The 20,961-nt window shown below is 69.1% G+C and carries 18 protein-coding genes and 2 pseudogenes; 6 read left to right on the forward strand and 14 right to left on the reverse strand.

From position 1 onward, the window contains the following. Nucleotides 1–135 precede the first annotated feature (135 nt). Nucleotides 136–945, reverse strand: a complete 810-nt coding sequence (locus ACMTAK_RS50400) for an alpha/beta fold hydrolase (RefSeq protein ID WP_413812421.1) — start codon at nt 943–945, stop codon at nt 136–138. Nucleotides 946–994: 49 nt separating this feature from the next. Then, a complete protein-coding gene (locus ACMTAK_RS50405; RefSeq protein WP_413812422.1) occupies nt 995–1,453 on the reverse strand; it encodes a cupin domain-containing protein in 459 nt (152 codons plus the stop codon). Nucleotides 1,454–1,577: 124 nt separating this feature from the next. Here ACMTAK_RS50405 and ACMTAK_RS50410 point away from each other — a divergent pair, with 124 nt between their 5' ends. Next, nucleotides 1,578–2,183 carry a TetR/AcrR family transcriptional regulator gene (locus ACMTAK_RS50410; RefSeq protein WP_413812423.1) on the forward strand — a complete coding sequence of 202 codons (606 nt, stop codon included), beginning with the start codon at nt 1,578–1,580 and terminating at the stop codon, nt 2,181–2,183. Between the two features lie 287 nt (nt 2,184–2,470). On the opposite strand, the gene ACMTAK_RS50415 is transcribed toward ACMTAK_RS50410, so the two are convergent. Continuing rightward, entirely contained in the window at nt 2,471–3,046 is a 576-nt protein-coding gene (locus tag ACMTAK_RS50415) for a CGNR zinc finger domain-containing protein (RefSeq protein WP_413812424.1), read from the reverse strand. A 103-nt stretch (nt 3,047–3,149) separates the two neighbouring features. Here ACMTAK_RS50415 and ACMTAK_RS50420 point away from each other — a divergent pair, with 103 nt between their 5' ends. Further along, a complete protein-coding gene (locus ACMTAK_RS50420; RefSeq protein ID WP_413812425.1) occupies nt 3,150–4,322 on the forward strand; it encodes an epoxide hydrolase family protein in 1,173 nt (390 codons plus the stop codon). Between the two features lie 172 nt (nt 4,323–4,494). On the opposite strand, the gene ACMTAK_RS50425 is transcribed toward ACMTAK_RS50420, so the two are convergent. After that, on the reverse strand, nt 4,495–6,018 hold the full coding sequence (locus tag ACMTAK_RS50425; protein ID WP_413812426.1) for a pentapeptide repeat-containing protein: 1,524 nt from the start codon (nt 6,016–6,018) through the stop codon (nt 4,495–4,497). Between the two features lie 1,064 nt (nt 6,019–7,082). Here ACMTAK_RS50425 and ACMTAK_RS50430 point away from each other — a divergent pair. Further along, nucleotides 7,083–7,556 (forward strand): hypothetical protein, encoded by a 474-nt coding sequence (locus ACMTAK_RS50430; protein ID WP_413812427.1) that lies wholly within the window; start codon nt 7,083–7,085, stop codon nt 7,554–7,556. Here the strand turns inward: ACMTAK_RS50430 and ACMTAK_RS50435 are convergent. Continuing rightward, nucleotides 7,550–8,461, reverse strand: coding sequence for a LysR family transcriptional regulator (locus ACMTAK_RS50435; protein ID WP_413812428.1), 912 nt, complete (start codon nt 8,459–8,461; stop codon nt 7,550–7,552). The genes ACMTAK_RS50430 and ACMTAK_RS50435 overlap by 7 nt on opposite strands. A gap of 89 nt (nt 8,462–8,550) precedes the next feature. On the opposite strand from ACMTAK_RS50435, the gene ACMTAK_RS50440 reads away from it, so the two are divergent. Together ACMTAK_RS50440 and ACMTAK_RS50445 are read left to right on the forward strand one after the other, a co-directional pair. After that, on the forward strand, nt 8,551–9,285 hold the full coding sequence (locus tag ACMTAK_RS50440; protein ID WP_413812429.1) for an SDR family oxidoreductase: 735 nt from the start codon (nt 8,551–8,553) through the stop codon (nt 9,283–9,285). 240 nt (nt 9,286–9,525) lie between these two features. Beyond that, on the forward strand, nt 9,526–9,948 hold the full coding sequence (locus ACMTAK_RS50445) for an AraC-like ligand-binding domain-containing protein (protein WP_413812430.1): 423 nt from the start codon (nt 9,526–9,528) through the stop codon (nt 9,946–9,948). 294 nt (nt 9,949–10,242) lie between these two features. Here the strand turns inward: ACMTAK_RS50445 and ACMTAK_RS50450 are convergent, their stop codons facing one another. The 3 genes from ACMTAK_RS50450 to ACMTAK_RS50460 form a co-directional block, all read right to left on the reverse strand. Beyond that, nucleotides 10,243–11,697, reverse strand: coding sequence for a sensor histidine kinase (locus ACMTAK_RS50450; RefSeq protein ID WP_413812431.1), 1,455 nt, complete (start codon nt 11,695–11,697; stop codon nt 10,243–10,245). After that, a complete protein-coding gene (locus tag ACMTAK_RS50455; RefSeq protein ID WP_413812432.1) occupies nt 11,694–12,449 on the reverse strand; it encodes a response regulator transcription factor in 756 nt (251 codons plus the stop codon). Before ACMTAK_RS50455 ends, ACMTAK_RS50450 begins: the two co-directional genes overlap by 4 nt. A 173-nt stretch (nt 12,450–12,622) precedes the next feature. After that, entirely contained in the window at nt 12,623–13,045 is a 423-nt protein-coding gene (locus ACMTAK_RS50460) for a peptidase (RefSeq protein WP_413812433.1), read from the reverse strand. A gap of 360 nt (nt 13,046–13,405) precedes the next feature. On the opposite strand from ACMTAK_RS50460, the gene ACMTAK_RS50465 reads away from it, so the two are divergent. Next, nucleotides 13,406–13,558 carry a hypothetical protein gene (locus ACMTAK_RS50465; RefSeq protein WP_413812434.1) on the forward strand — a complete coding sequence of 51 codons (153 nt, stop codon included), beginning with the start codon at nt 13,406–13,408 and terminating at the stop codon, nt 13,556–13,558. A gap of 593 nt (nt 13,559–14,151) precedes the next feature. Here ACMTAK_RS50465 and ACMTAK_RS50470 read toward each other — a convergent pair. The 6 genes and pseudogenes from ACMTAK_RS50470 to ACMTAK_RS50495 form a co-directional block, all read right to left on the reverse strand. Further along, complete coding sequence (locus tag ACMTAK_RS50470) at nt 14,152–15,210, reverse strand: PP2C family protein-serine/threonine phosphatase (RefSeq protein WP_413812435.1); 1,059 nt, start codon at nt 15,208–15,210, stop codon at nt 14,152–14,154. Between the two features lie 93 nt (nt 15,211–15,303). Then, nucleotides 15,304–16,455 (reverse strand): annotated as a pseudogene (locus ACMTAK_RS50475) (AAA family ATPase); the annotation flags it as partial. Nucleotide 16,456: 1 nt separating this feature from the next. Next, nucleotides 16,457–17,022 (reverse strand): annotated as a pseudogene (locus tag ACMTAK_RS50480) (SPFH domain-containing protein); the annotation flags it as partial. Nucleotides 17,023–17,069: 47 nt separating this feature from the next. Then, nucleotides 17,070–17,654, reverse strand: a complete 585-nt coding sequence (locus ACMTAK_RS50485; RefSeq protein ID WP_413812436.1) for a hypothetical protein — start codon at nt 17,652–17,654, stop codon at nt 17,070–17,072. A 139-nt stretch (nt 17,655–17,793) separates the two neighbouring features. Then, on the reverse strand, nt 17,794–18,852 hold the full coding sequence (locus ACMTAK_RS50490) for a PucR family transcriptional regulator (protein WP_413813240.1): 1,059 nt from the start codon (nt 18,850–18,852) through the stop codon (nt 17,794–17,796). 123 nt (nt 18,853–18,975) lie between these two features. After that, nucleotides 18,976–20,907, reverse strand: a complete 1,932-nt coding sequence (locus ACMTAK_RS50495; protein ID WP_413812437.1) for a potassium channel family protein — start codon at nt 20,905–20,907, stop codon at nt 18,976–18,978. Nucleotides 20,908–20,961 lie beyond the last annotated feature (54 nt).

A 20,961-nucleotide genomic window follows, 5' to 3' on the forward strand; every position in this document is an offset into this window, starting at 1 on the left:
GGCTCAGCTGGTGTGAGCGGGGTTCCCGTCGCACTCCCTGGCTGCTGTCCGGCGCTGTCTCCCGGCCGGCAAGGCGTACCCAGCATGCGGGTCTGATACGACCGGGCTGAGGCATCGGGTTCGCCCTTTCTGGGGTCAGAGGCGTGGCCGGTGGACGACACGGGTGTCGGCGAAGTCCCAGAGGATCGGCAGGAGTTGTTCGGGGGTCTCGCTCTGTGGCATATGGCCGGTGCCTTCCAGCAGGCGGAATTTCGCGTCTGGGATGGCTTGTGCGTATGTGCGTCCGTAGTCGACGTCCACGACCTGGTCGCTCGCGCCCCATGCGACCAGGGTGGGATGGGTGATCTTGGCCAGGCGCTCGGGCAGGGTGGGGTCGGCCATGTGGTGCGGGCCCGCATAGATGTGCAGGGTGGCGCGGTTGGCGGCCATGACCGCGCGCTGTGCCTGGGTCAGTGCGCTGGGGTCGAAGCGGAATTTCGTGGGGTCGTGGAAGGAGAGTCGGGCGAGTTCGGCGGGGGTCAGGGAGAAGGTGTCGGCTATGGGGTGGCCGGGGACGGGGATGCCGACGGCGTTGACGAGGGTGACGCTGCTGATCCGGTCGTTGCCCAGGGCTGCCAGTTCGGCGGCGATCCAGCCGCCGATCGAGTTCCCGACGACGGCGACGTCCCGCAGGTCGAGTGTGTCGAGCAGGTGGGCGTATGCCCGGGCCAGGGTTGTGGTGTCGGTCAGCCAGTCGGGGCGGATGGTGTCGTCGAAGCCGGGGTGGACGGGGGTGATTACCCTGGCGGGTCGCTGTTCGGCGAGGAGGCGGGCGAACGGAGTGAGGGTCTGCGGGCCGCCGCCTCCGTGCAGGAGCAGAAAGGGGCGTCCCCGCTCGCCGTGGAGGTCGACGGTGATATCGAGGGTGCCCTGGTCGAGGGTGAGGGTGTGGGTGCCGCGGGTCATGTCCGTGTGCTCCTCGGGTTGATGAGTTTCAGGGGAGGTCGGGGCGTGGTCACGCGTAGTCGGTCGCGGGGACGGTGGCGTAGCGGCTCATGATCGCGGCCGTCGACTCGGGGGTCGGTTCCCGGCCGCTCGCGATCATGTTCCGCAGGTCGCGGAAGTACTGCACATACAGGTCCGGTGTGAAGGTGTTGAGCATCACCGCCGGCTCGTCGCCGAGGTTGGCGAAGGTGTGCGGGGCGCCGGGCGGGATCATCGCGAGCGTGCCGGCGGGCGCCGCGTGGGTGGTCTCCCCGGTGGTGAAGTGGACGGTGCCGGAGACGACGTAGAAGCCCTCGTCGTGCTGGGCGTGCCGGTGCTGCGGCGGGCCCTGGGTGTGCGGGGCGATGGTGATCTCTGCGATGCCGAGGCGGTGCCCGGTGGTGCTGCCGTCCTCGAGGACGCGTATCTGCGTCGGGCCGAGCTGGATGGTCTCGCCGTCGGCCGGGCCGACCACGGAAACGGTGCTCATTGCTCCTCCTTCGTGAGAGCTGGCTCTCATGAGAGTAAGGGGCTCCGGTTTCGTTATGCAAGCCGACTCTCATGAAGAGAGGGGGCTGCTATTATGTGGAGGGATCAACGGGAGGAGTCGCGTGATGACAGCGCAGACGGGTGCCGGCCGCACCAACCAGAAGCAGCGCACGCGGACGGCGATCGTGACGGCCGCCCGTGAACTCATGGGCACGGGCACCGAAGTGACCATGCCCGCGATCGCCCGCGCGGCCCTGGTCTCCGAGGCCACCGCCTACCGGTACTTCCCGGACCTGCCCTCCCTGATCAGCGAGGCCCTGGCCGGTGTCTGGCCACCCCCCGCCGAAGCGCTCGCACCGGTCGCGGACTCCGCCGATCCCGTCGAACGCACCGCCTACGCCTGCGAGTTCCTGCTGCGCGGCATCCTCGCCCGCCAGGGCTCGGTGCGGGCGATGATCGCCGCCACCATCACCCGGCCCCAGACGGTGACCACACGCCCCGGCATCCGCTTCGGACTCATCGACCACGCGCTCCTCCCGCTGGAGGACACGCTCGGCGCGACGGACCCGGACGCCTTCACCCAGCTCAAACGGGACCTCGCGGTGGTCGTGAGCGCCGAGGCGCTCTTCACCCTCACCGACCTGTGCGGACTCGGCCCCGACGAGGCCGTCTCCAGCGCCGTACGAACCGCGTCGACCCTCACCGAAGCCGCAGTGCGCTCGACCGCGTAGCGGCGGCGGACCGGCGCGGACGCCACCCCGGCCGGCCACCCCGGTCGTGAACGCCACCGGCTTCCTGCGGCAGGACGGGGGCCGGTCCGCGTTGCGTCAGGCTGCTCTCGCCCATACCGCGCTGATGGTGTACGTCGCGGCGTACGGGCTGTCGTATCCGCTGTAGGGGGCAGTGCGCGAGTACAGCGTCGGCCTGTGCGCCGAACTCGAGCATGATCGCCCGCTCGCTCCTTGTCGCGTTCGCGAATGGCAGTGACCACCGTGCACCTCATGTGCCGAGGTAACGATCACTCCGCTGATCTGGGGTTTTTGCGCTGGTTGGCATTGAAGCGCGCTTTTTTCTGACGATTCCCACACGTGTTCATGTCACACCATTTGCGAGTGCGACTTTGGCTGGTGTCGAAGAAGGCGGCTTGGCAGGTTGGCGATGCGCACAAGGCCAACCTTCCGTCTCGTTCGCCCGCGATGATGCTGATCGCGTCGGCGGCGATCACGCTGAGGGCATCTTCCACGCGGGAAGCCGAGCCGAGCCGCCATCGCCGCTTACCCTCGGGTGTCAGGATCGCCGCGGCCCGACCCTGAGCGCTGCAGTCATTGATGACTTGGACAGCGGACGCAGGGAGAGCGTCCTGGATCGCGGCGGCTGTCGCGGCGGCGTGAATCGACTCCCTCAGTTCCCGGGCGAGGTCGAGCTGGGCAGTGGTGCAGGAGTCCACGGTGAGGCCGTTCACCGCCAGCCAGTCGATGAGTCGGTGCGGCGTGGGAATGCGCTCCACGGCGTTGCCGTGACGCTCCGACAGGGTCCCCGTGAAGCTGGTCGCTAGCACGTTGCCAAGGCGGAAGTCAGGAAACCCAGCACGCATGGAACCACCTTAGCAGGTTGCGGTGTGGCTCGGAGGACTGCTAGAACCGTCTTAGCCGGTTCGCGATAGACCGTAGCCGGCTCCACGATGGCCAGGAGGTCTCATGCCCCGTCCAACCGGCGACGTGCAAGCATTTGAAGCCCACGCAACTGACGCTGACCTCGACGATCTGCGCGCGCGACTGGCCGCGGCGCGGCTACCGGAGGCTGAGACGGTCCTTCGCGCCGCGCCGGGCCCTCGCCGATGGGAACAGGGCGTTCCTCTCGCCGACCTCGTCGATGTCGTGAGCTACTGGCGCACCGAGTACAACTGGCGGTCGTTCGAAGAGCGCATCAACCGTATCGGCCAGTTCCGCACGACCATTGATGATCTGGGAATCCACTTCCTGCACCGCCGATCCGCGCGCGCAGATGCCACTCCTCTGATCCTGACGCACGGCTGGCCAGGCAGCATTGCTGAGTTCATCGATGTAGTGGACGAACTGGCAGATCCGAAAGATGCAGAAGCGCCGGCGTTCCACGTCGTGGCCCCGTCGCTACCAGGCTTTGGCTACAGCGACAAGCCGGCCACCACCGGGTGGGGAACCGAAAAGATCGCGGCCGCATGGGTGGAACTGATGGGAAGGCTCGGCTACAGCAAGTTCGCGGCCCACGGCGGCGACTGGGGAGGTAATATCACCACGGTTCTCGGCGGTAGGTTCCCGGCACACGTTCTCGGCATCCACACAACATTCGCGGAGGGACCGCCCGGTTTGACAACGGACGGGCTGACGGCGGTCGAGCGCAAGTGGACCGAGGAAACCCGCGATTTCTGGCGCCACCACGCGGCGTACGCGAAGCAGCAGGCGACCCGACCGCAGACCATCGGCTACTCGCTCGTCGACTCACCGGTCGGGCTTCTTGCGTGGATCCTTGACAAGTTCGCCGAGTGGTCGGACACCGAAGACAGCCCGTTCGAGACGATTTCCAGAGACAGAATTCTTGACGACGTCACCCTGTATTGGCTGACGCGGACCGGCGCATCGGCGGCCCGCATTTACTACGAAAGCCACAACTCGCTGGACCCCGAACTCCGGGTCGACGTCCCGTCAGCAATCAGTATGTATCCCCGCGACGTCGAGAAGTGTCCGCGCCCCTGGGCGCAGGAGCGGTACCGACAAATCGTCCGATGGAGGTCGCCTGAAAACGGGGGACATTTCCCGTCGCTGGAGGTTCCCGAGTATTTCGTCAAGGACCTGCAAGAAGGCCTCGCGGCGGTGCTGGCCGCTAATCGGTGAACGCGGCTCGGCGTTTCGGCACTCACCCGATCATAGCCTGATCCGGCTCAAGGCGTTGCCCGACGGCTTCCAGACCGAGTTCATCGAAGCGTCTGAACGGAGGATGGCCGGATCCGATTTCTATGGGCTCATTGCTGTCCACGTCCCGCCCTTCGCGACCTCTGCCCTTGTCTCAGGGGCTCATTGCGGCAACGCCCCGCTCGAAGGCGCTCACAGGCGCCATGGACGCTTTGGCGGGCTCCTTCGGCTCCGGACGCGTGATGCCGAGCTGCTCCAGGCGCTCGCGCTGCCCGGCCCGCCAGGGCCTCCCAGGCCTCCGGCGTTCGCTGCTTGGCCAACCACTTCCCGATGTCCATACCGTGAGTCGTGAACCCGGGCAGGGCCTCCGCCTGGCCCTCTTCGTCGGCCACCGAGTCCTCTCGCAGCGCACTTCACGCGCTGCGATCTCCAGTGTCACCGGTACCTCGAACAGCGCACCGGACAGATCAACCGTCTTTGCGCACACCACCGGCCCGAGCCACGACATCGCCGTGAATCGGGCCTGGGGGAACAGGGCGTCACCGGAGAACTGCGCCAGGTGGAACCAAGCGTCGCCGGAAAACTGTGTCCCCTCGAACCTGGCGGTGCCCGAGAACAGCGCCGCGTCGAACCGGGCGACATCGGTGAACTGCGCCTGGGAGAACAGAGCGCCACCGTGGAACTGGGCCAGGTCGAACCCGGCGACGCCGGAGAACCGCGCCCCGCCGAACCGGGCATCATCGGCGAACTGCGTCCGGTGAAACCGGGCATCGCCCGCGAACCGCGCCCCATCGAACCAGGCTGTGTCGGCGAAGCGCGCCCCCTCGAACCGGGCCTCCTCGCTGAAATCCGCTCGGCCGAACCTGGCGGTGCCGCGGAAGCGCGCCCCACCGAACCCGGCACTGCCCGCGAACCGCGTTCCACCGAACCAGACATCGTCGGTGAACCGCGCCCCGCCGAACCCGGCGGTGCCGGAGAAAAGCGCCCCCTCGAACCGGGCGTCGGCGGCGAACTGCGCGCCCTCGAACCAAGCGGTGCTGGAAAAGCGCGCGCTCGCGAACCCGACGCTGCCCAAGAAGTGCGCTCCGCCGAACCTGGCATCATCCCGGAACCACGTTTCACCGAACCTGGCAGCGCCCGCGAACCGCACCCCGCCGAACCAGGCGGCCTCGGCGAACTGTGCGTGGCGGAACAGGGCGCCGCCACAAAAGCGCGCACCGTCGAACCATGCGGTACCGGCGAACTGGGTGCCCTCGAACCGGGCGTCGTGGGTGAAGTGCGCTCCGCCGAATCTGGCGGTGCTGGAAAACCGCGCCCCGCCGAACTGGCTTGTGCCCGAGAACCGCGCCCGGTGGAATCCGGCTTCCTCCGCGAACTCCGCCCCTTCGAACCTCGCGGTACCGAAGTGGGGCTTTCCGGTGGTGGGATCTCTGAGGGCTTGGAGGAGAGCGTTGAGAAGTGGTGCGGTGAAGCGGGTGCCGCGGTGGTCGATGTCTGTGCCGGGGGTCAGACCGGTGAGGTATGCGTCGCGGTCGGCGCTGTTGAGGTGGGCCAGACACGCGGTTTGGCCAGGGACGTGGATTCCGGGGCAGCCGACGGGGTTGGTGGCGTCTTCGGCACCATGTCCGCAGTACGGCCAGGAGGGGGCAGACGGTGCGGGATGCGGGGGAGTGGTCATTGGCCTGGGAGCTCCGGGGGCTTTCACTCGTGGCGGGCTGAAGGGCTGTACCTGCTTGGGCGTATGATGCCGACTTTCTGCCTGGTGCGGCTTTCAGTCGAGGCCATCCTGATGGGAACGAGGGGCATGGCCCAAGTACGGGGCGACGACGGAGTCCTGCTGGCCGACTCTCGCACTTCAGATCCTGACCCGGTGTCTGGAGGCTGCCGACGAGGCGGTTGCCGAGCTGACGCAGGGCGGGGTTGTAGCCGGCCTTGCGGGCGCTTGTTTGTCGTAGTAGCGGCGGGCGCCGGGTGAGGCGCGCAGCGCGGAGAACGCCTGGGTGTGCAACGCGTCGGCGGGGCGGTTGTCGCGCACGAAGCGGGCCTGACGGTTGGCTCTTGCCCGAGGTCCGGGCGATGGAGTTGGTCCCTGCGCAGCGCGGTCTGGACGGTGGCCGCTTTCGCGTCGCGGTTGTGCCGGCGAGCGTGGGCCAGGACGGCGGTGATCTGGGTGCGGATCAGCTTTGCCCCGACTGCCGGGGTGGGCGCCTTGATCAGCAGCTCCAGCGCGTCTGTGCTGGTCAGCGTGAGGTCCGCGTAGGCGGTCAGGGCGGCGGGGAAGTACTCGCGCAGTGTGTCGCACAGCCGGGCAGATGGTGCGGTGGGCGTGTATCGCCGGGGGGCCGCGGGAGGCTCGCGCAGCTCCGCACACGGTGCCTGCCGACGATGCGCTCGACTGCCTCGGCGAGGTTGCCCAGCAGATGCAGGAAGTCGGCCACCTGTCTGGCCCGAGGGGCTCCCGCACAGGCTCAGTCGCGGAATGACCCGGCCCGGTCGCGGCCGAGGACCGTCACCTCGGGATGGCCGCGCAGTAGCGGATCAGCCGGAGCAAAGTGTCCTTGCAGGTCGAGATATACATCCGTGTGGACAGGCGGGTTCCCGGACGGCCGCCCAGTATTGCCTCGGACAGGCGCTCAGTCGGTGAGATCACCGGTTGCGGACGGTCCACCTGGTGCGCTGTGGTCGATGAGGCGCAGGAGGTTTGGGCTGGCATGTCGGAAGCGGCCAGTAGCCTCAGGCACCATGGGCATTCAGATCGATGTAGTGGTGGGTTATCCGATCAACGATGAGATGGAGAGGGTGCTCGGGATGGCCGAGGCGGTCGGCGAGCCCGTCACTGTCACGTTCATGTGGGAGGCACGTAAAGAGGCGGAACGTGCGGTGCTGGTGCCCGCGGCCACGCTGGCGCTCTGGGAACATTGGGCGCCAACCGCCTTCCCGACGAGTGGCGTTGAGGAAGGGGACCGGGCTGTGGTGGAGGAGCCGGAACTGGCCCACCCAGCGGAATTCGGCGCGTTCACGCTTTTTCGTCGTCGCGTAGGGCGGCGCACGGCGGTTGCTCGCGAAGGCGTGGTGGTCGCCGAGCTACTGGACCCCGACGAGGCGCACTGGCTCCAGGAGAAGGCCCGCACTGTCCGCCAGGGCTTCATGGATCCGAAGCAGAAGGCGGCGTTCGAGGAGTTCCTTGCCCGGCAGGCATCCCCCGGTGATCAGTGACGCGCCGGCTGAGGAGCGGGTGTGTCGGATGACCAGGCGTTCAGGAAATCGTTGATCAGGGGGTTGGCCTCGGCGGAGCGGGTTGCCAGGACGACGCGGACCGGGTCGATGCCCTCGATGGGCACGGTGGTGAGGCCGGGGCGTAGTTGGGGCCGCCGGTCGCCGGCGGCCAGGATCAATACCGTCCGCTCCTCGGCCACAAGGTCGAGCTTGTCCTCGAACGATTCGTAGTCGATCGGCGCGCTGCGAGCCGGAACGCCGTCCGGGCGCGGTTCCAGGCGGGCGAAATCGCTCCATTGCGGGACCGCGCTCGGGCATTGCGGCAGAACTTCTTCGCTGAGGTCGTCGACGGTCACCGATTCCTTTCCGGCCAGGCGGTGGTCTGTGGAGACGACCAGAACCCGTGGCTCGGTCCACAGATCGGTGAGGCGCAACCGGTCGGTGGGGAAGGGCAGCGGGGCGCGGGCGACCAGGGCGTCCACGCGGCGGTCGGTGAGGGCGTGGGCGTCGTTCCACTCCAGGTGGCGGGTGCGGATGCGGGCCGTGGGGTGTCGGTGCCGCAGTTGGCGTACGGCGTGGGTGATGACCAGGTCCTCGACGTAGCCGATGGTGAACTCGCGCGGGGTGGCGCCTTCGCGGGCGGTGCGCTCGGCTTGATGGGCTGCTTGGAGCAGTGCCTGAGCCTGCGGCAGGAAGGCGCGACCGGCTTCCGTGAGCCGGCTGCCCTGTGGGGTGCGGTCGAAGAGGCGCACGCCCAGATGTTCCTCGAGGCGCTGGATCTGGCGGCTCAGGGACGGCTGGGCGACGTGCAGCACCGCGGCGGCGCGGCTGAAGTTGGCGTGCTCTGCGACGACCGTGAAGTAGCCGACAAGCCGCAAGTCGAGGTCCGATCCGGGAACGCGCACGCTTGGAGCGTACCAACATGCAATGTGCGCATGACGGGTTGCAGATCAGGTCTTGGACGCCGTCGCCGGTCCGGGATTTGAATCGAGGTATGGAAAAGTACAGCGGAAAGCGCGCCCTCATCACCGGTGGCAGTAGCGGAATCGGCCTGTCGATCGCACGTCTGCTGGCGGCCGGGGGTGCTCAGGTGATGGTCACGGGACGCAAGGAAGCGGCGCTCGAAGCGGCGAGTAAAGAGGGGCTGGTCGCGGTTCGCAGCGACGGCACCTCAAAGGCCGACATCGATGACTTGGCGGGGAAGGTCGAGGAGGCGTTCGGTCAGCTGGACGCGGTGTTCCTGAATGCGGGCATCAGCGACTCGGTGTCGTTCGAGGCGACGACCGAGCAGACCTACGATGCCGTCTTCGCGGCCAACACCAAGGGGCCCTACTTCACCTTGCAGCGGCTGCTTCCGCTGCTTGCCGAGGGCAGCGGCGTGGTGCTGACCACCTCGGTCTTGAACGTGCTGGGGTATCCGGACCATGGTGTCTACGCGGCGAGCAAGGCGGCTCTCCGGTCGATGGCGCGTACCTGGGCTCGCGAACTGCTGCCGCGTGGCGTACGTGTCAATGCGGTGAGCCCGGGGCCGATCGACACAGGAATTCTGCACAAGAAGCTGCCCGTAGAGGTGGCGGACGAAATGGCGGCGGGTTTCGCCGCCCAGACTCCGATGGGGCGTATAGGGAATCCGGAGGAGGTCGCGCGTGCTGCCATTTTCTTCGCCTTCGACGCGACCTACACCACCGGCGCCGAGCTCGCGGTGGACGGTGGCGGCACCCAATTGTGACGCCGCCCGTTTGAACACCGCTCAGGATTGGGCGGTGTTCCCGCCCGATCTCGGTGTCGGATGCGGATTCCGACGGGGCGAGGGGGCGATTGACGCGTCGGGACGTCGTGACCGATTTGTGCATATCTGGGCGTCGCCCGGTCCGGGAGACCTCAGCGACACCGACGGCTGAGCGTGGTCGGCAGCACGGTGCGGAGCGCGCCCCGCCGACTGACGATCCAGACGTATGCGCCGGTGGACATGAGCAGTGACCATACTGAGGACTTCCAGGCATCCGTGCATCTGCTGGAACTCGGCGCGGTGCACGTGAGGCCGACTGCCTCGCAGTCGATGCGCTTTCACCGGACTCCCAAGCTGATCCGGCAGTCCGATCCCGAACTGCTCCACATGTCGTTGGTTGCGCGCGGGACCGTGGGCATGGTCCAGCACGGGCAGGAGACCACACACGACCCCGGTGACGTGTGTGTCCTTATCAGGGCGGGAGGGGGTCGGTGCCTTGCTGGCGCAGTTCCTCACCCGCGTCACGACGGACACCGCCTCCTTTCAGCCCTCCGACGGTCCCCGGCTTGGGAACATCGTGGTCGATTTGCTGTCCGCGCCGTTCGCCCACGAACTCCGTGCCGACAACGCCCTGACCCCGGAATCCCGTCGGTCGGACGCTGACGCTGCGCATTCGGGCCTTCATTCAGCAGCACCTGGCCGATCCCCAACTCACGCCGCGCGCGATCGCCGCCGGACTACTGGCAGAAGGTGCCCTCCGACTACTACTGGACGTCGAGCTGGAAGTGGCCTGCGAAGCTGCACAAGATCGGAACCTGACCTAGCTGAACGAAGCGTCCCGCACAGGGAGAAGGCAGGGCCGCGTACGAATGGATCCTCATCGCCCGCCAGGAGGTGCCCGCCAGGAGGTCCCCGGCCAGCCGTGACCAGCGTTCCGCTGGTAGCGGAGGACAGCGGTTATACCGGCGTCCGGGGACCGCTTCTGGGTGTCGATGTTCGGCGTCCGACGCGGTGAGCAGCGCGTCCGGTGGCGCCCCCGGAGCGGCGTTCCTGCTCGGCGGGGCGTAGCCGGACCTGGGCGTCCAGACCGCCGCTCGGCGTGGCGGCGCTGAGGGTGATCTGGCCGCCGGAGGCGTGGACCAGGTGGTGGACGATGGGCAGGCCGAGGCCGGTGCCGTCGTGGTGGGAGTCGGAGGCGCGCCAGAAGCGGTCGAAGGCGCGCTCCCGGTCGGCCGGTGGCATGCCGGGGCCCTGGTCGATGACGTGGAGTTCGGCGCCTGGCGCTCGATTGAGGGTGATGGTCGTGCCGGGCGGGGAGACCCGCAGCGCGTTTGCGATCAGATTGTCGATGATCTGCTCCAGTGCCCCGGGTACCGCCCATACCCGACCGGCCCCCGGTCCGGTGACGGCCACAGTGACGTGCTGTTCACAGGCGAGCGATTCCCACGTGGCGGCCCGGTCGGCGAGGACCGCGTCCAGGTCGACCGGCTCGGGGGCGGTGGCGGTGTTCTCCAGGCGGGCGAGGGCGAGGAGCCCGTGGACCATGCGGCTGAGCCGTTCGACTTCCTCGATGGTCTCCTCGAGGCTGGTGTGGGCGCGTGGGTCGAGGTAGGGCTCGAAGTTCTCCAGCCGTAGCCGCAACGAGGCCAGCGGGGTTTTGAGCTGGTGGGATGCCTCGGAGGCGAATCCGTGCTGAGCTTGTAGCAGGTGCTGCAGGCGGGTGGCGGTGTGGTTGAACGAGGAGGCCAGCCGGCGTAGTTCGGGCGGACCGGTGGCGGCGTCGGGCGGGTTGTCCAGGTGTCCGTCGGCGAGCTGGGTGGTGGCATGTTCCAGGGTGCGCAGGGGGCGGGTGATCCAGCGGGCCAAGGTCAACGCCACGAGGGCCACGACGGCCAGGACACACCCTCCGGCGACGACGAGAGCGAGCCAGATGCGGCGCTCCCGGTCGGTGACCATCGTCATCGGGTAAGTCACCTGGAGCGCGCCGCGGATGGTGGTTCCGGAGGAGCCCGGCATGGTCACCGCCAGGGCGTCACCGCCCTGTGCGTCCTTGCGGGTGGCGGTGGTGGCCTTGTTTCGCAGGGCGGCGGCGATGTCCGGCTGTCGGGATAGATCCGCCTCGATGGCAGTAGCACCTGCGGAGTCCGTGAGAAGGCGGCCGTCGCGGTCGACGACCACGACGCGAGCGCCGGTGTCGTCGGCGTACTCCCGCGCCAGCTCGGGCAGGGCCTCCAGGTTGCGCTTCTCGATGTTCTCCTCGGCGACTTCGGCCAGCATCGACGCGTCGCGTTCCACTCCCTGGGAGAAGCGGGATTCCTCCCCACGGACGTAGAAGTAGCCGAGCGGGATCTCCAGACCCACCAGCACGAGCAGTGCCAGCGCCAAGTAGCTCAGCAGCAGGCGGCGGGTCATGACACGGCCTTGGGAGGCGAGCCGTCGCCGGTCTGCCCGGCGGGGACGGTGAGGCGGAAGCCGACACCGCGCGCGGTGGTGATCCAGGCAGGATCACCAAGCTTACGGCGCAGGGCGGCGACGTGCGCGTCCAGCGTCTTGGTGGGTCCGAAGAAGTGCGGGTCCCATACCGTGTCCATGATCTGCTGCCGGGAGTGGACCGCGCCGGGATCCTGAGCGAGATAGGCGAGCAGGTCGAACTCCCGTGGAGACAGGGCCACTTCACATCCGCCGAGGCGGACCTCCCGGGTGCGCCGGTCGATCTCCAGCACCCCCAGCCGCTGCGGACCAGCTCCGGCCATGGACGCCGAAGGCATCTCGGCGGATACCGGGGCGTCCGCCGCCGGGGCCAGATGGCCGGCGGCGCGGCGGGCCACGGCCCGGATGCGGGCGACCAGCTCCCGCACGCCGAACGGCTTGGCGACATAGTCGTCCGCCCCGAGCTCCAATCCGACGACCCGGTCGGCTTCCTCACCCCGGGCAGTGATCATGATGATAGGGATCGCGGACCGGGCACGCAGACGGCGGCAGACGTCCAGACCGTCCATGTCGGGCAGCCCGAGGTCGAGCAGCACCAGATCGGGATCTCCCGCGGCTCCCTCGAGCCCGGCGGCACCGGTGCGCGCCCGGTCGACGGTGAACCCGTAGCGCGCGAGCCCTTCGGTGATCGGACCGGCGAGCCGGTCGTCGTCTTCGATCAGTAGCAGCCGCATGGCGAAAGGTTCGCACAGCTGCCCAGCAGCAGTCGCAGCGTTCATCACAACCTGCCAGCGCGCGGGGAAGCGGACGAGGCGACACAGCGATCGGGGGCACCCCCGCTGTCCGGTCGGCCCGCGGGAGTGACGGGCCGGCCGAGCAGCGGCAGCGGCGGCACGGCGATGGCGCGTCAGCCGCCGTTCTGCTTCTCCTCGGTGCCTTCCTGCTTGGTGTCGGTGACCGTGTAGCTCTTGTCGAGGTAGACCTCCACCGTCGTGCCGTCCGACTGCTTGACCTCCACCGCGTACATACCCGGCTTCTCGATGTCCTCCTCGGACTTCACAACCGTTCCGGGGAACTTGGCCAGTGCCGCCGCCTCCGCCTTCTTCTTCACCTCACCGGTCAGCGGTGGCTCCTTCTCCTCACCTGCCTCCTCCCCGGCCTCTCCTTCCACCTCGGCATTCCCGGCACCGTCGGCGCCCTGTGCCGACTGCTGCTGGTCTGCGGTCTTCGAACCACCGGAGTCGGAACCACCACCGCAGGCCACCAGGGAGAACATGAGAACAACAGCGGGAGCGGCGGCGGACAGGGCACGACGAGGCAATGCACGCATCAGGCGTCTCCAGAACAGTCGAATTACGGGGTCCGAAAGCCGGACTCCCGGGGGACCCACACGACCCTAGAAACACCTCACCCAGGCCAAGGCCAGCAAACGACAGGACCTGACCAGCAAATGACCAATCTTTCGCAGCCCCTGTCCCGCCGTCAGCTGCGCCTGATCGCGGCCGCGTACCGATCACCGCCTCAGCCAGTACGGATGATCGCGCGGTTTGCGGCGAGGTGGCCCTGGCGGTTTGGAAAGGATTGCGGTGGTGTGTCGAGGCCAGGAGGAGGAGCCGGGCGAGGCGGAGGAGCTTCGCCGCCTGCTGGGTGCCGCCCGGGATCGGGGCGCCCACACCCGGGAGCGAGAGCGTTGATTGTCGCGTTGACCCTGGTCGGCTACGCCACCGCCCTGGCGGCCATGGGCGGCCGGGTACTGCGCCTGGGCGGCTGGACGGATCGGGCACCCCGGCTGGGCATTACCCTCTGGTGGCGCTGGGCGTCTCCGCGCTTGCCTCAGCGGTGATGGCAGGCGTGGCGCTCATCGTTCCCACAGTGCACGGGAGCGGGGCACGGGAGCGGGGATCTGGCAGCGCTGCTCCAGTCGTGCATGAGGGCGCTCCGCGCGCAGTACGCCTCGCCCGGTGGAGCGGCTGCGGCGGCAAGCGGTGCGGTACTCGCCCTGGCTGTACTCGCCCGCGCCGCATATTGCCTGGCGGCCGCCCTGGTGCGGGCCGTACGCGAGCGGGCACGCCACCACGAGGTCCTGGACGTGGTTGCCTGCTGCGTTCTCGCGGGGCCCGAGCCCGGCCGTGGCAGCGTGGTCCGGGGAACAGGCTGGAGCCTTGAAAGACGGTGCAGCGATGAGAACGGTCCACCACCGCCCGGCCCCGAGCGCCGGGCGGCCCATGGACACTGGCCGTACAGCCGTCCTCGCCGCGCTCACCGTGCTGCTTCCGCTGCTGTGCCGGGACGCCCAGGGCGCCGACTTCGACAAGAAGTTCGCCAACATCCTGCGCGGCACCCACGGCAAGATCTTCGTCACCATCGCCCAGGTCCGCGCCAGCACCAAGAACTCCCACCGGCCTCGGCTCGCTCTGGCCCGACCCGCCACGCGGCTCACCCCCGGTAGCGCAGCAGCAGCATCGCGGCATCGTCGTGTGAAGGCCCCTCCACATGCTCCATCAGGTCCTGCCGCACGGCGGCCAGTGCCGCTTCCGGGTCAGGGTCCGCCAGTCGTCCCACCCGCTCGTCCAGCGGGTAGAAACGCCCTGAGCGGTCACGGGCCTCGGTGACACCGTCGGTGTAGAAGAGGATCTGGTCCCCGGGGGCGAAAGGCACCTGGTGTGGCTTCGGGCCCGGGGTCCTGTGCATACCGAGTCCAAGTGGCAGTGCCCGCCCTGGCGGCTCCAGATAGCGGATATCGCCGTTCGCACGTACGAACAGCGGCGCCGGGTGGCCGAAGTTGAGGAGTGTGATGCTGGCATCGTCCCTCACTTGGGCCAGGACCGCGGTCACGAACTTCTCCTGGGTCAGATGCCGCTCAAGAGCCCGCTCCAGCCGTTCACCGACAGCCTTGAGGTCCGGCTCGTCGTACGCCGCCTCACGGAACGCGCCGACGACCACCGCCGCGGTCTCCACCGCCTCCAGCCCCTTCCCCTGCACATCACCCATGATCAGCCTCACCCCGTCAGGCGAGGTCACCACCTCGTACAGGTCACCTCCGATACGGGCCTCGGCCACGGCGGAGGTGTACGAGACCGCCACCCGCAGCCGCCCCGCACCGCGCGGCACCGGCCGCAGCAGCACCCGCTGCGCCACCTCCGCGATCGAGCGGACACTCGCCAACTCCGCGTCCCGACGCTGTCGCCTGACGGCCGCCACCAGACCAGCACCCGTGACGCCAACCACCGAGAGCAAGGCGGTGTAGCCACGACGCGTGTCGAACAGGCCGTCGTACGCACCCAGTCCAAAGGAGAGGACAACAGCCACCGCCCCGATGACCGCCGTCCGGCGCCACCCTCCGGTCAGCCCCGCGAACGCGGGACCCAGCGACACCAGCGGCAGGAAACCCACCGCTGGGCCCGCGGTGAGGTCCACCGCGGCCACGACCGCCATCACGCCGAACGGCAGAGCGGACAGCAGCAGGGAGTCTCCTGGGTCTTTCTCCTGAGCCATGGACCACTCCAAATGCGTTGCAGGGCGCGTACGAGGCTTCGCGACGCTGCACAGACATGTCGGCCTCCACGACCCTATGCAAAATTCGCACTATTAGCTGTCAGATGCCGCGGACAACATCATCGGGCTCGTGTCCGTGGCCATGGCCACCGTGCGCCGCCTCAGGTACCCCTGTTTGACCTCATTCCAGCGCGCCGTCTGCCCGGCGGTGAGCCTGCCGCGCAGCTCGGCCAGTTTGAGGAGGTTGGCCTCGGCATCGCCGGTGAGGGTCTGGGCCTCGGCCCGGTAGTGGTCGTCGATGAGCGCTTCGAGTTCGGCGTCGTTCATGGCCGGGAGGACGTGCGCGGCGAGCTTGTTGGTGTCGCGGTAGGAGCCCTGCAGACGGAACGGCGGCTCGGTGCGGGAGGCGTCGGCTTGTGCGGCGGAGGCGATGTAGGCGCCGTTGACCGCGAGCACCGTCTTCTGGATGTGCAGCGGCTTGCGCAGGACGGACAGGATCTCGTCCAGCCCGGCCGGGGTGCACGGGTGGATGAGGCGGTCCGGGCCGTGCCCCTTCGTCGCCGTCGTCCGCCCGCGCGAGACGGACGAGCAGGTCGATGTCCCCGCGGTCCCGGGAGGCGAGGGGGGCCAGTACGGGATGTGAGGTGAGCGCGTTCTCGATGCGGCTGAGCGCGAAGAGTTCCTCCTTGCCGCTCAGGACATCACCGAGGTTCCATACGTCGGCCCGGTTGGCGAGCATGTCGGGGACGCGGAAGCGCTGCCCGGACTCGGTATAGGGGTTGCCGGCCATGCACACCGCGAAGCGCTTACCGCGCAGGTCGTACGTGCGCGCTTGGCCGTGCCGCACTCCCTCCACGCGGCGCTGGGCGTCGCCGAGGGGGATGAACTTCTGCAGCAGCTCGGGCGAGGTGTGCTGGATGTCGTCCAGGTGGAGGAGGACGTTGTTGCCCATCTCCAGCGCGAAGTTGATCTTTTCCACCTCGTGGCGGGCGGCGGCGTCGGGCGCCGCGACCGGGTCGAGCGAGTCGGTGCGGCGGCCGAGCGCGGGGCCGTCGACCTTGACGAAGAGGAGACCGAGGCGGGAGGCGACGTACTCCACGAGGGTCGTCTTGCCGTAGCCGGGCGGGGACAGCAGCAGGAGCAGTCCCTGGCTGTCGTGCGGCGGCCGTCTCCGTCGGCGCCGAGCTGCCGTGCCAGGTTGTCCCCGACCAGAGGCAGATAGACCTCGTCGACCAGCCGGTTGCGGCTGGCCCATCGGCATCTGTTCGAGATAGTCGATGGCCGCGTCCTCCAGGCTGTAGCCGTTGAGGTCGGTGCCGATGACCGCGATGATCCGGTCCCGGAACTCATCGCGCTTGGTGTAGAGGTCGGCGAAGTCCAACTGCTTGCCGACCGTCTTGAGCGCCTCGGAGAACTTCGCGTTGAACAGCTCCTGCAAGGTGCGCGGGTCACTGGCGCGCGCGGTGCCGATCGCCTGGGCGACCTTCACCACGTCTTCCCTGGTCTTGTTGACCCGTACGAAGAAGACGATGCGGATGTCGGCGCGGATGTTGTCCTGGCAGATCAGCCCCTCACGGCCGGTGCGGCCGATCTCGATGGTCTTCACCGAGATGTCCATCACCTCCGCCTTGTGCAGCACGGGCAGCACCACGGCACCCGTGAAGGTCACATCGACCTTGCGGTACTTGGAACGATCAGGGCCTGGCCCTGGGCCACCTTGCGGTACAGCCGGGTGACGGTGAGGAACACGACGAGTACGACGAGCAGGACGACGGCGATGACCACGCCCAGCCCTACGGTGATGGCATCCATCGGTGAGATCCTTGGCTGTCCGCGATGTGGGAAGAGATGTGGGGTGTTCAGACGGCCGGGCGTTGCGGGTCGAGCGCGCTGTCGAAGGGTGCGACCCGGAAGAATTCGCCGTCGGCGTCGTAGTCGAAGATGAGCGCGTGGGAGCCCGAGACCAGTCCGGCCTCATGGGTACGGACCTGGACGGTCGCGGTCGATCCGTCGTCGGACGTCACCTCGGCCTGACCGAAGTCGGCACTCACGCGGGAGGTGCGTATCACGCAGACGCGGCCCACGAAATGCTCGCGCGACGGCACCCGTTCAGGAGGCAGCAAGCGGTGGGCCAGGCGCCGCTGCAGTCTGATGCCGACCCAGGCCGCCCCCAGCGCGGCGGGCAGCACGGCGACCCGCAGCCAGCGGTGGTCGATCAGCGCATCCCCGGCCAGGGCCACGAACCAGGCAATGACGATTCCGGTGGAGACCATGGCGGTGACCGGTATTCCGGCGGTACCGGCGTGGACGCCGTCTCCCCCGTCGAAGGCGTCCACGCCGATCCCTCCCAGCAGCACCACAAGCCAGTACCCGGCCACGACGAGGAGCGCGAAGCTGAACAGGACCGTGGGAAACCCCAGCGCGGCCCGCAGGAACCCAGCCACAGCACCACCCCCGTCCCTCGTCTCGGTGCCACGGCATCGTGACACCGGGAGTCATGGCCGCACATTGCCGGATCCCGGCAATCTTCATGTGCTCCTGACGTCCTGTTAACGCGGGAACCGACCGGGCCCTGGGAAGCGTCTACAGCGGCTCCTGAGGCCACCCCAGCAGCCGTGCCCCCATCGCCGCCGTCTCCAGCGTGAAGCGCTGCAGCGCGTCCCCGGGGTCGTACCCGGTCAGGGTCTTGATCCGCTCCAGCCGGTAGGAGAGGGTGCGTACGCTGATCTTCAGGCGCCGTGCCGCCTCGGCGTTGACATAACCGGCCACCGCGCACGCGGTGAGTGTCTCCAGCAGCGGCCCGGCTCCGCCGCGCGACGTCGTGAGCGGGCCGAGCACCGTCCGCACCAGGTCGGACATGGCCGCCCGGTCACGCAACAGCACCGGGAAGACCAGCAGGTCGCCGGCGTGCAGAACGGGCCCTTGCAGCTCCAGCCGCTCGGCGAGCTCCAGGGCGCCAAGCGCCTCCTCGTAGCTGAGCACCACACCGCCCGCTCCTGGGTGCTCACGACCGACGGCCACCCACCGCGCCCCCAAGTGGCCGGTGCCGGGCCGTTCCGCGTACTTCGCGAAAGCGTCCAGGATGATGCGCTCACTGCTCGCGGCGACACACACCAGCCGCCCGTCCTTGGTGGTCAGGAGTACGTCGTGCTCACCGAACCGGGCGATCAGCTCCCGCTCGACGCGGCGCACCACCGGATGGACGTCGTCGTACGGCTCATCGCCCTCGGCGACGGCGACCGCGTGGGAGCCCGCCAGCCGCAGTCCGAACCGCTCGGCGCGCTCGGCCAGCCGCCCCAGGTCACTACGCCCGTACAGCAGATCGTCGATGAACTCGCGCCTCGCCGCCTCCTCCTGGCGTACCGCCAGGTGCTGTGCCCGCTCGTGCCCTTCCCCCAGCGCGCTGATCGCCGCGTCCACGGCGCCGAGCAGCGCGTCATCGGCGCGGGCCGCCGCGGCCGCACTCGGCGCCCGTGCGATGCCGGGCAGCGAACCCCAGAGTCTGCGGGTCTCGCCCAGATACAGTCCGATCAGCTCCCGCAGCCCGTACCCGGCCTCCGCCGCCCGCTCACCCAGCTCGCGCAGCGCGTCCAGCTCGGGCCGCCGCAACAGCCGGCCGGTCCCGGAGACATCGGCGAGCATGCCCGCGTAGTCCCCGAGGAAATGCCCGGGTATGCCGTCTCGTTTCACCTGTCCGCTCCTTCTGGTGCTTCCGGTCCAGGACCTGCACCACCCGAGTGGTTCCCGTGGCCGTTCCCGCGCCGGTCATCCGGTCTCCGGGGCCCCTCGCGCCACGGGGTTTCCGCCGAGGAGTTCGCCCAGGCCCTGGCGGGTGGTGGCCAGCACCACGCGGTCGTGCGGCTTCAGTACATAGCCGGGGTGCGGGTCCCATACCAGACCGGGCTCCCGGTCGGCGCCGTCGTACGGGAGCGCCGCGGCGAGGTCGCGCCGCCGGTCCGCTGGTTCTGCCGCGTCGAGCGCGATCACTCGCCAGGCGCCCGGTTTGAACGCTTCGGCGACGGTGCGGTCCTCCAACTGTGGGTGGCCCGCGACGTGCAGTGCGGCGAAGAGCAGCACTGTGCGTTCGACCGGTATGGCGCCCAGGATCTGGCGGCCCATCATGGCTCCGGCGAAGGCCGGTGCCGCGAGTGTCGAGACACTGCGGCTGCGGGTCAGGGCATGGGGGTGAGCGGCGCGCAGGGTGCGGTGGACGGCGGTGGCGAAGTGGTCGTCGTACAGACGCAGTGCCACCCGCAGGTCGGGTTTGACCGAGCGGGCGTACAGCGTCGCCTCCAGGTTGGTGATGTCGGAGCTGGTCAGCGCGAGCAGAGCGCGGGCCCGCTGAACCTTGGCGGCCTCCAGCACCCCTTCCTGGGTGACGTCACCGACGACGGTGGGCACCCCCAGCCGCCGGGCGAGCGGGATGCCTCGCGCTTCGGGGTCCTCCTCCACACACACCACGGGGATGTCCAGGTCACGCAGTCTCGCCAGGACACGAGTGCCCACCTTGCCGAGCCCGAGCAGGACGACATGGCTGGAGAGTCCGCGCGGCGGCCGGCGCAGCGCGGACGCGGTCCGGAAGGTGCCCAGCGCTTCGAGGGCGGCCGCCACCAATACAGGCAGCAGGAGCAAGCCGGTCAGCCCGGAGAGGAGCTGCAGCACCTTGCGCCCGGTCGGCTCGCCGAGAGCCGGGTCGTCGATGGCCAGCACGTCCAGCACCGTGAGATAGGCCGCGTGCAGGGGGTCCGCTCCGGTGAACCGCCACGAGGCGAGGGCAAGAGCGAGCACGGCGGTCACCATCCCGGCGACGGACCAGCGCAGCCGTCGGGAGAACAGCGAGGCGAGCGGCACCCTGCGGCTGCCGAGCCCTCGCGGTGGAAGGGGCGGACCGGTGGCGGAGACGGCTTCCAGCACCACCGTGCCGCGCCCGGTGGCGGCGGCGACCTCCGCGTCGCCGGGCAGCAGGCGCGGGCCTTCGTCTCCGCTGCTGTCCGAGCCCTCGCTGCCGCCGGGGTCGGTGGTGGTGGACGAGAGCAGCGCGAGGGTGCACAGCCCGGGGTCGGTCACCTCGTCGCGGCCGGGTGGGGTGCGCTCGGCCGCGTGCAGCAGCAGCCCGTCGGCCTGCACCACTTTCCGGGTGCCCGCGACGGCGGTGGCCGCGAGTGCGGGGGCCACGGTGTCGGCGTCGGACAGCACGGTCGTGGCGGCGTCCAGCTCTGCCGGGTCCATGCCGGGGTCGGCGACCACCGCGGCCTGGTCGAGCAGGTCTTCCAGGTGCTGGCCCAGTTTGCGGTTGTAGAGCCGGATCACCAGCCTCAGCCGGGGGTTGAGCCGACGGGCACGTAGTGCGGCGTGGATGTTGGTCTCGTCGTCGTCATGGACCAGTGCCAGTGCCGTGGCCCGCGCCGCCCCCGCCTCGGTCAGCACGTCATCGGCGAGGTCCGGCGCCTCCACGACCCGAACGCCGGTATCCGGCGCCTCGTCCGACGCGCCCTGGCGGGGGAGCGGCGCCCGTCCGACCGCCGCTGCCACGCGGCCGAGGAGGGCGGACGCGTGAGCGGGTCCTGTGGTCCGTGACCGTGTGGTCTCCCGTACCGGGGCCGCGACCGGAACCACGACCGTCACGTGAGTGCGGTAGACCTTGTGCAGTTCGGCCGCCAGGCGGTGGGCCAGCGCGTCGTCGCCGCAGACGATCATGTGTGGGACGGCGGGATCGCCGGGCGGCCCTTGAGGTGAGGAAGACACGATGGT

Origin of the sequence: Streptomyces lacaronensis, from assembly GCF_047337785.1 — a bacterium.
GTDB lineage: Bacteria > Actinomycetota > Actinomycetes > Streptomycetales > Streptomycetaceae > Streptomyces > Streptomyces lycopersici.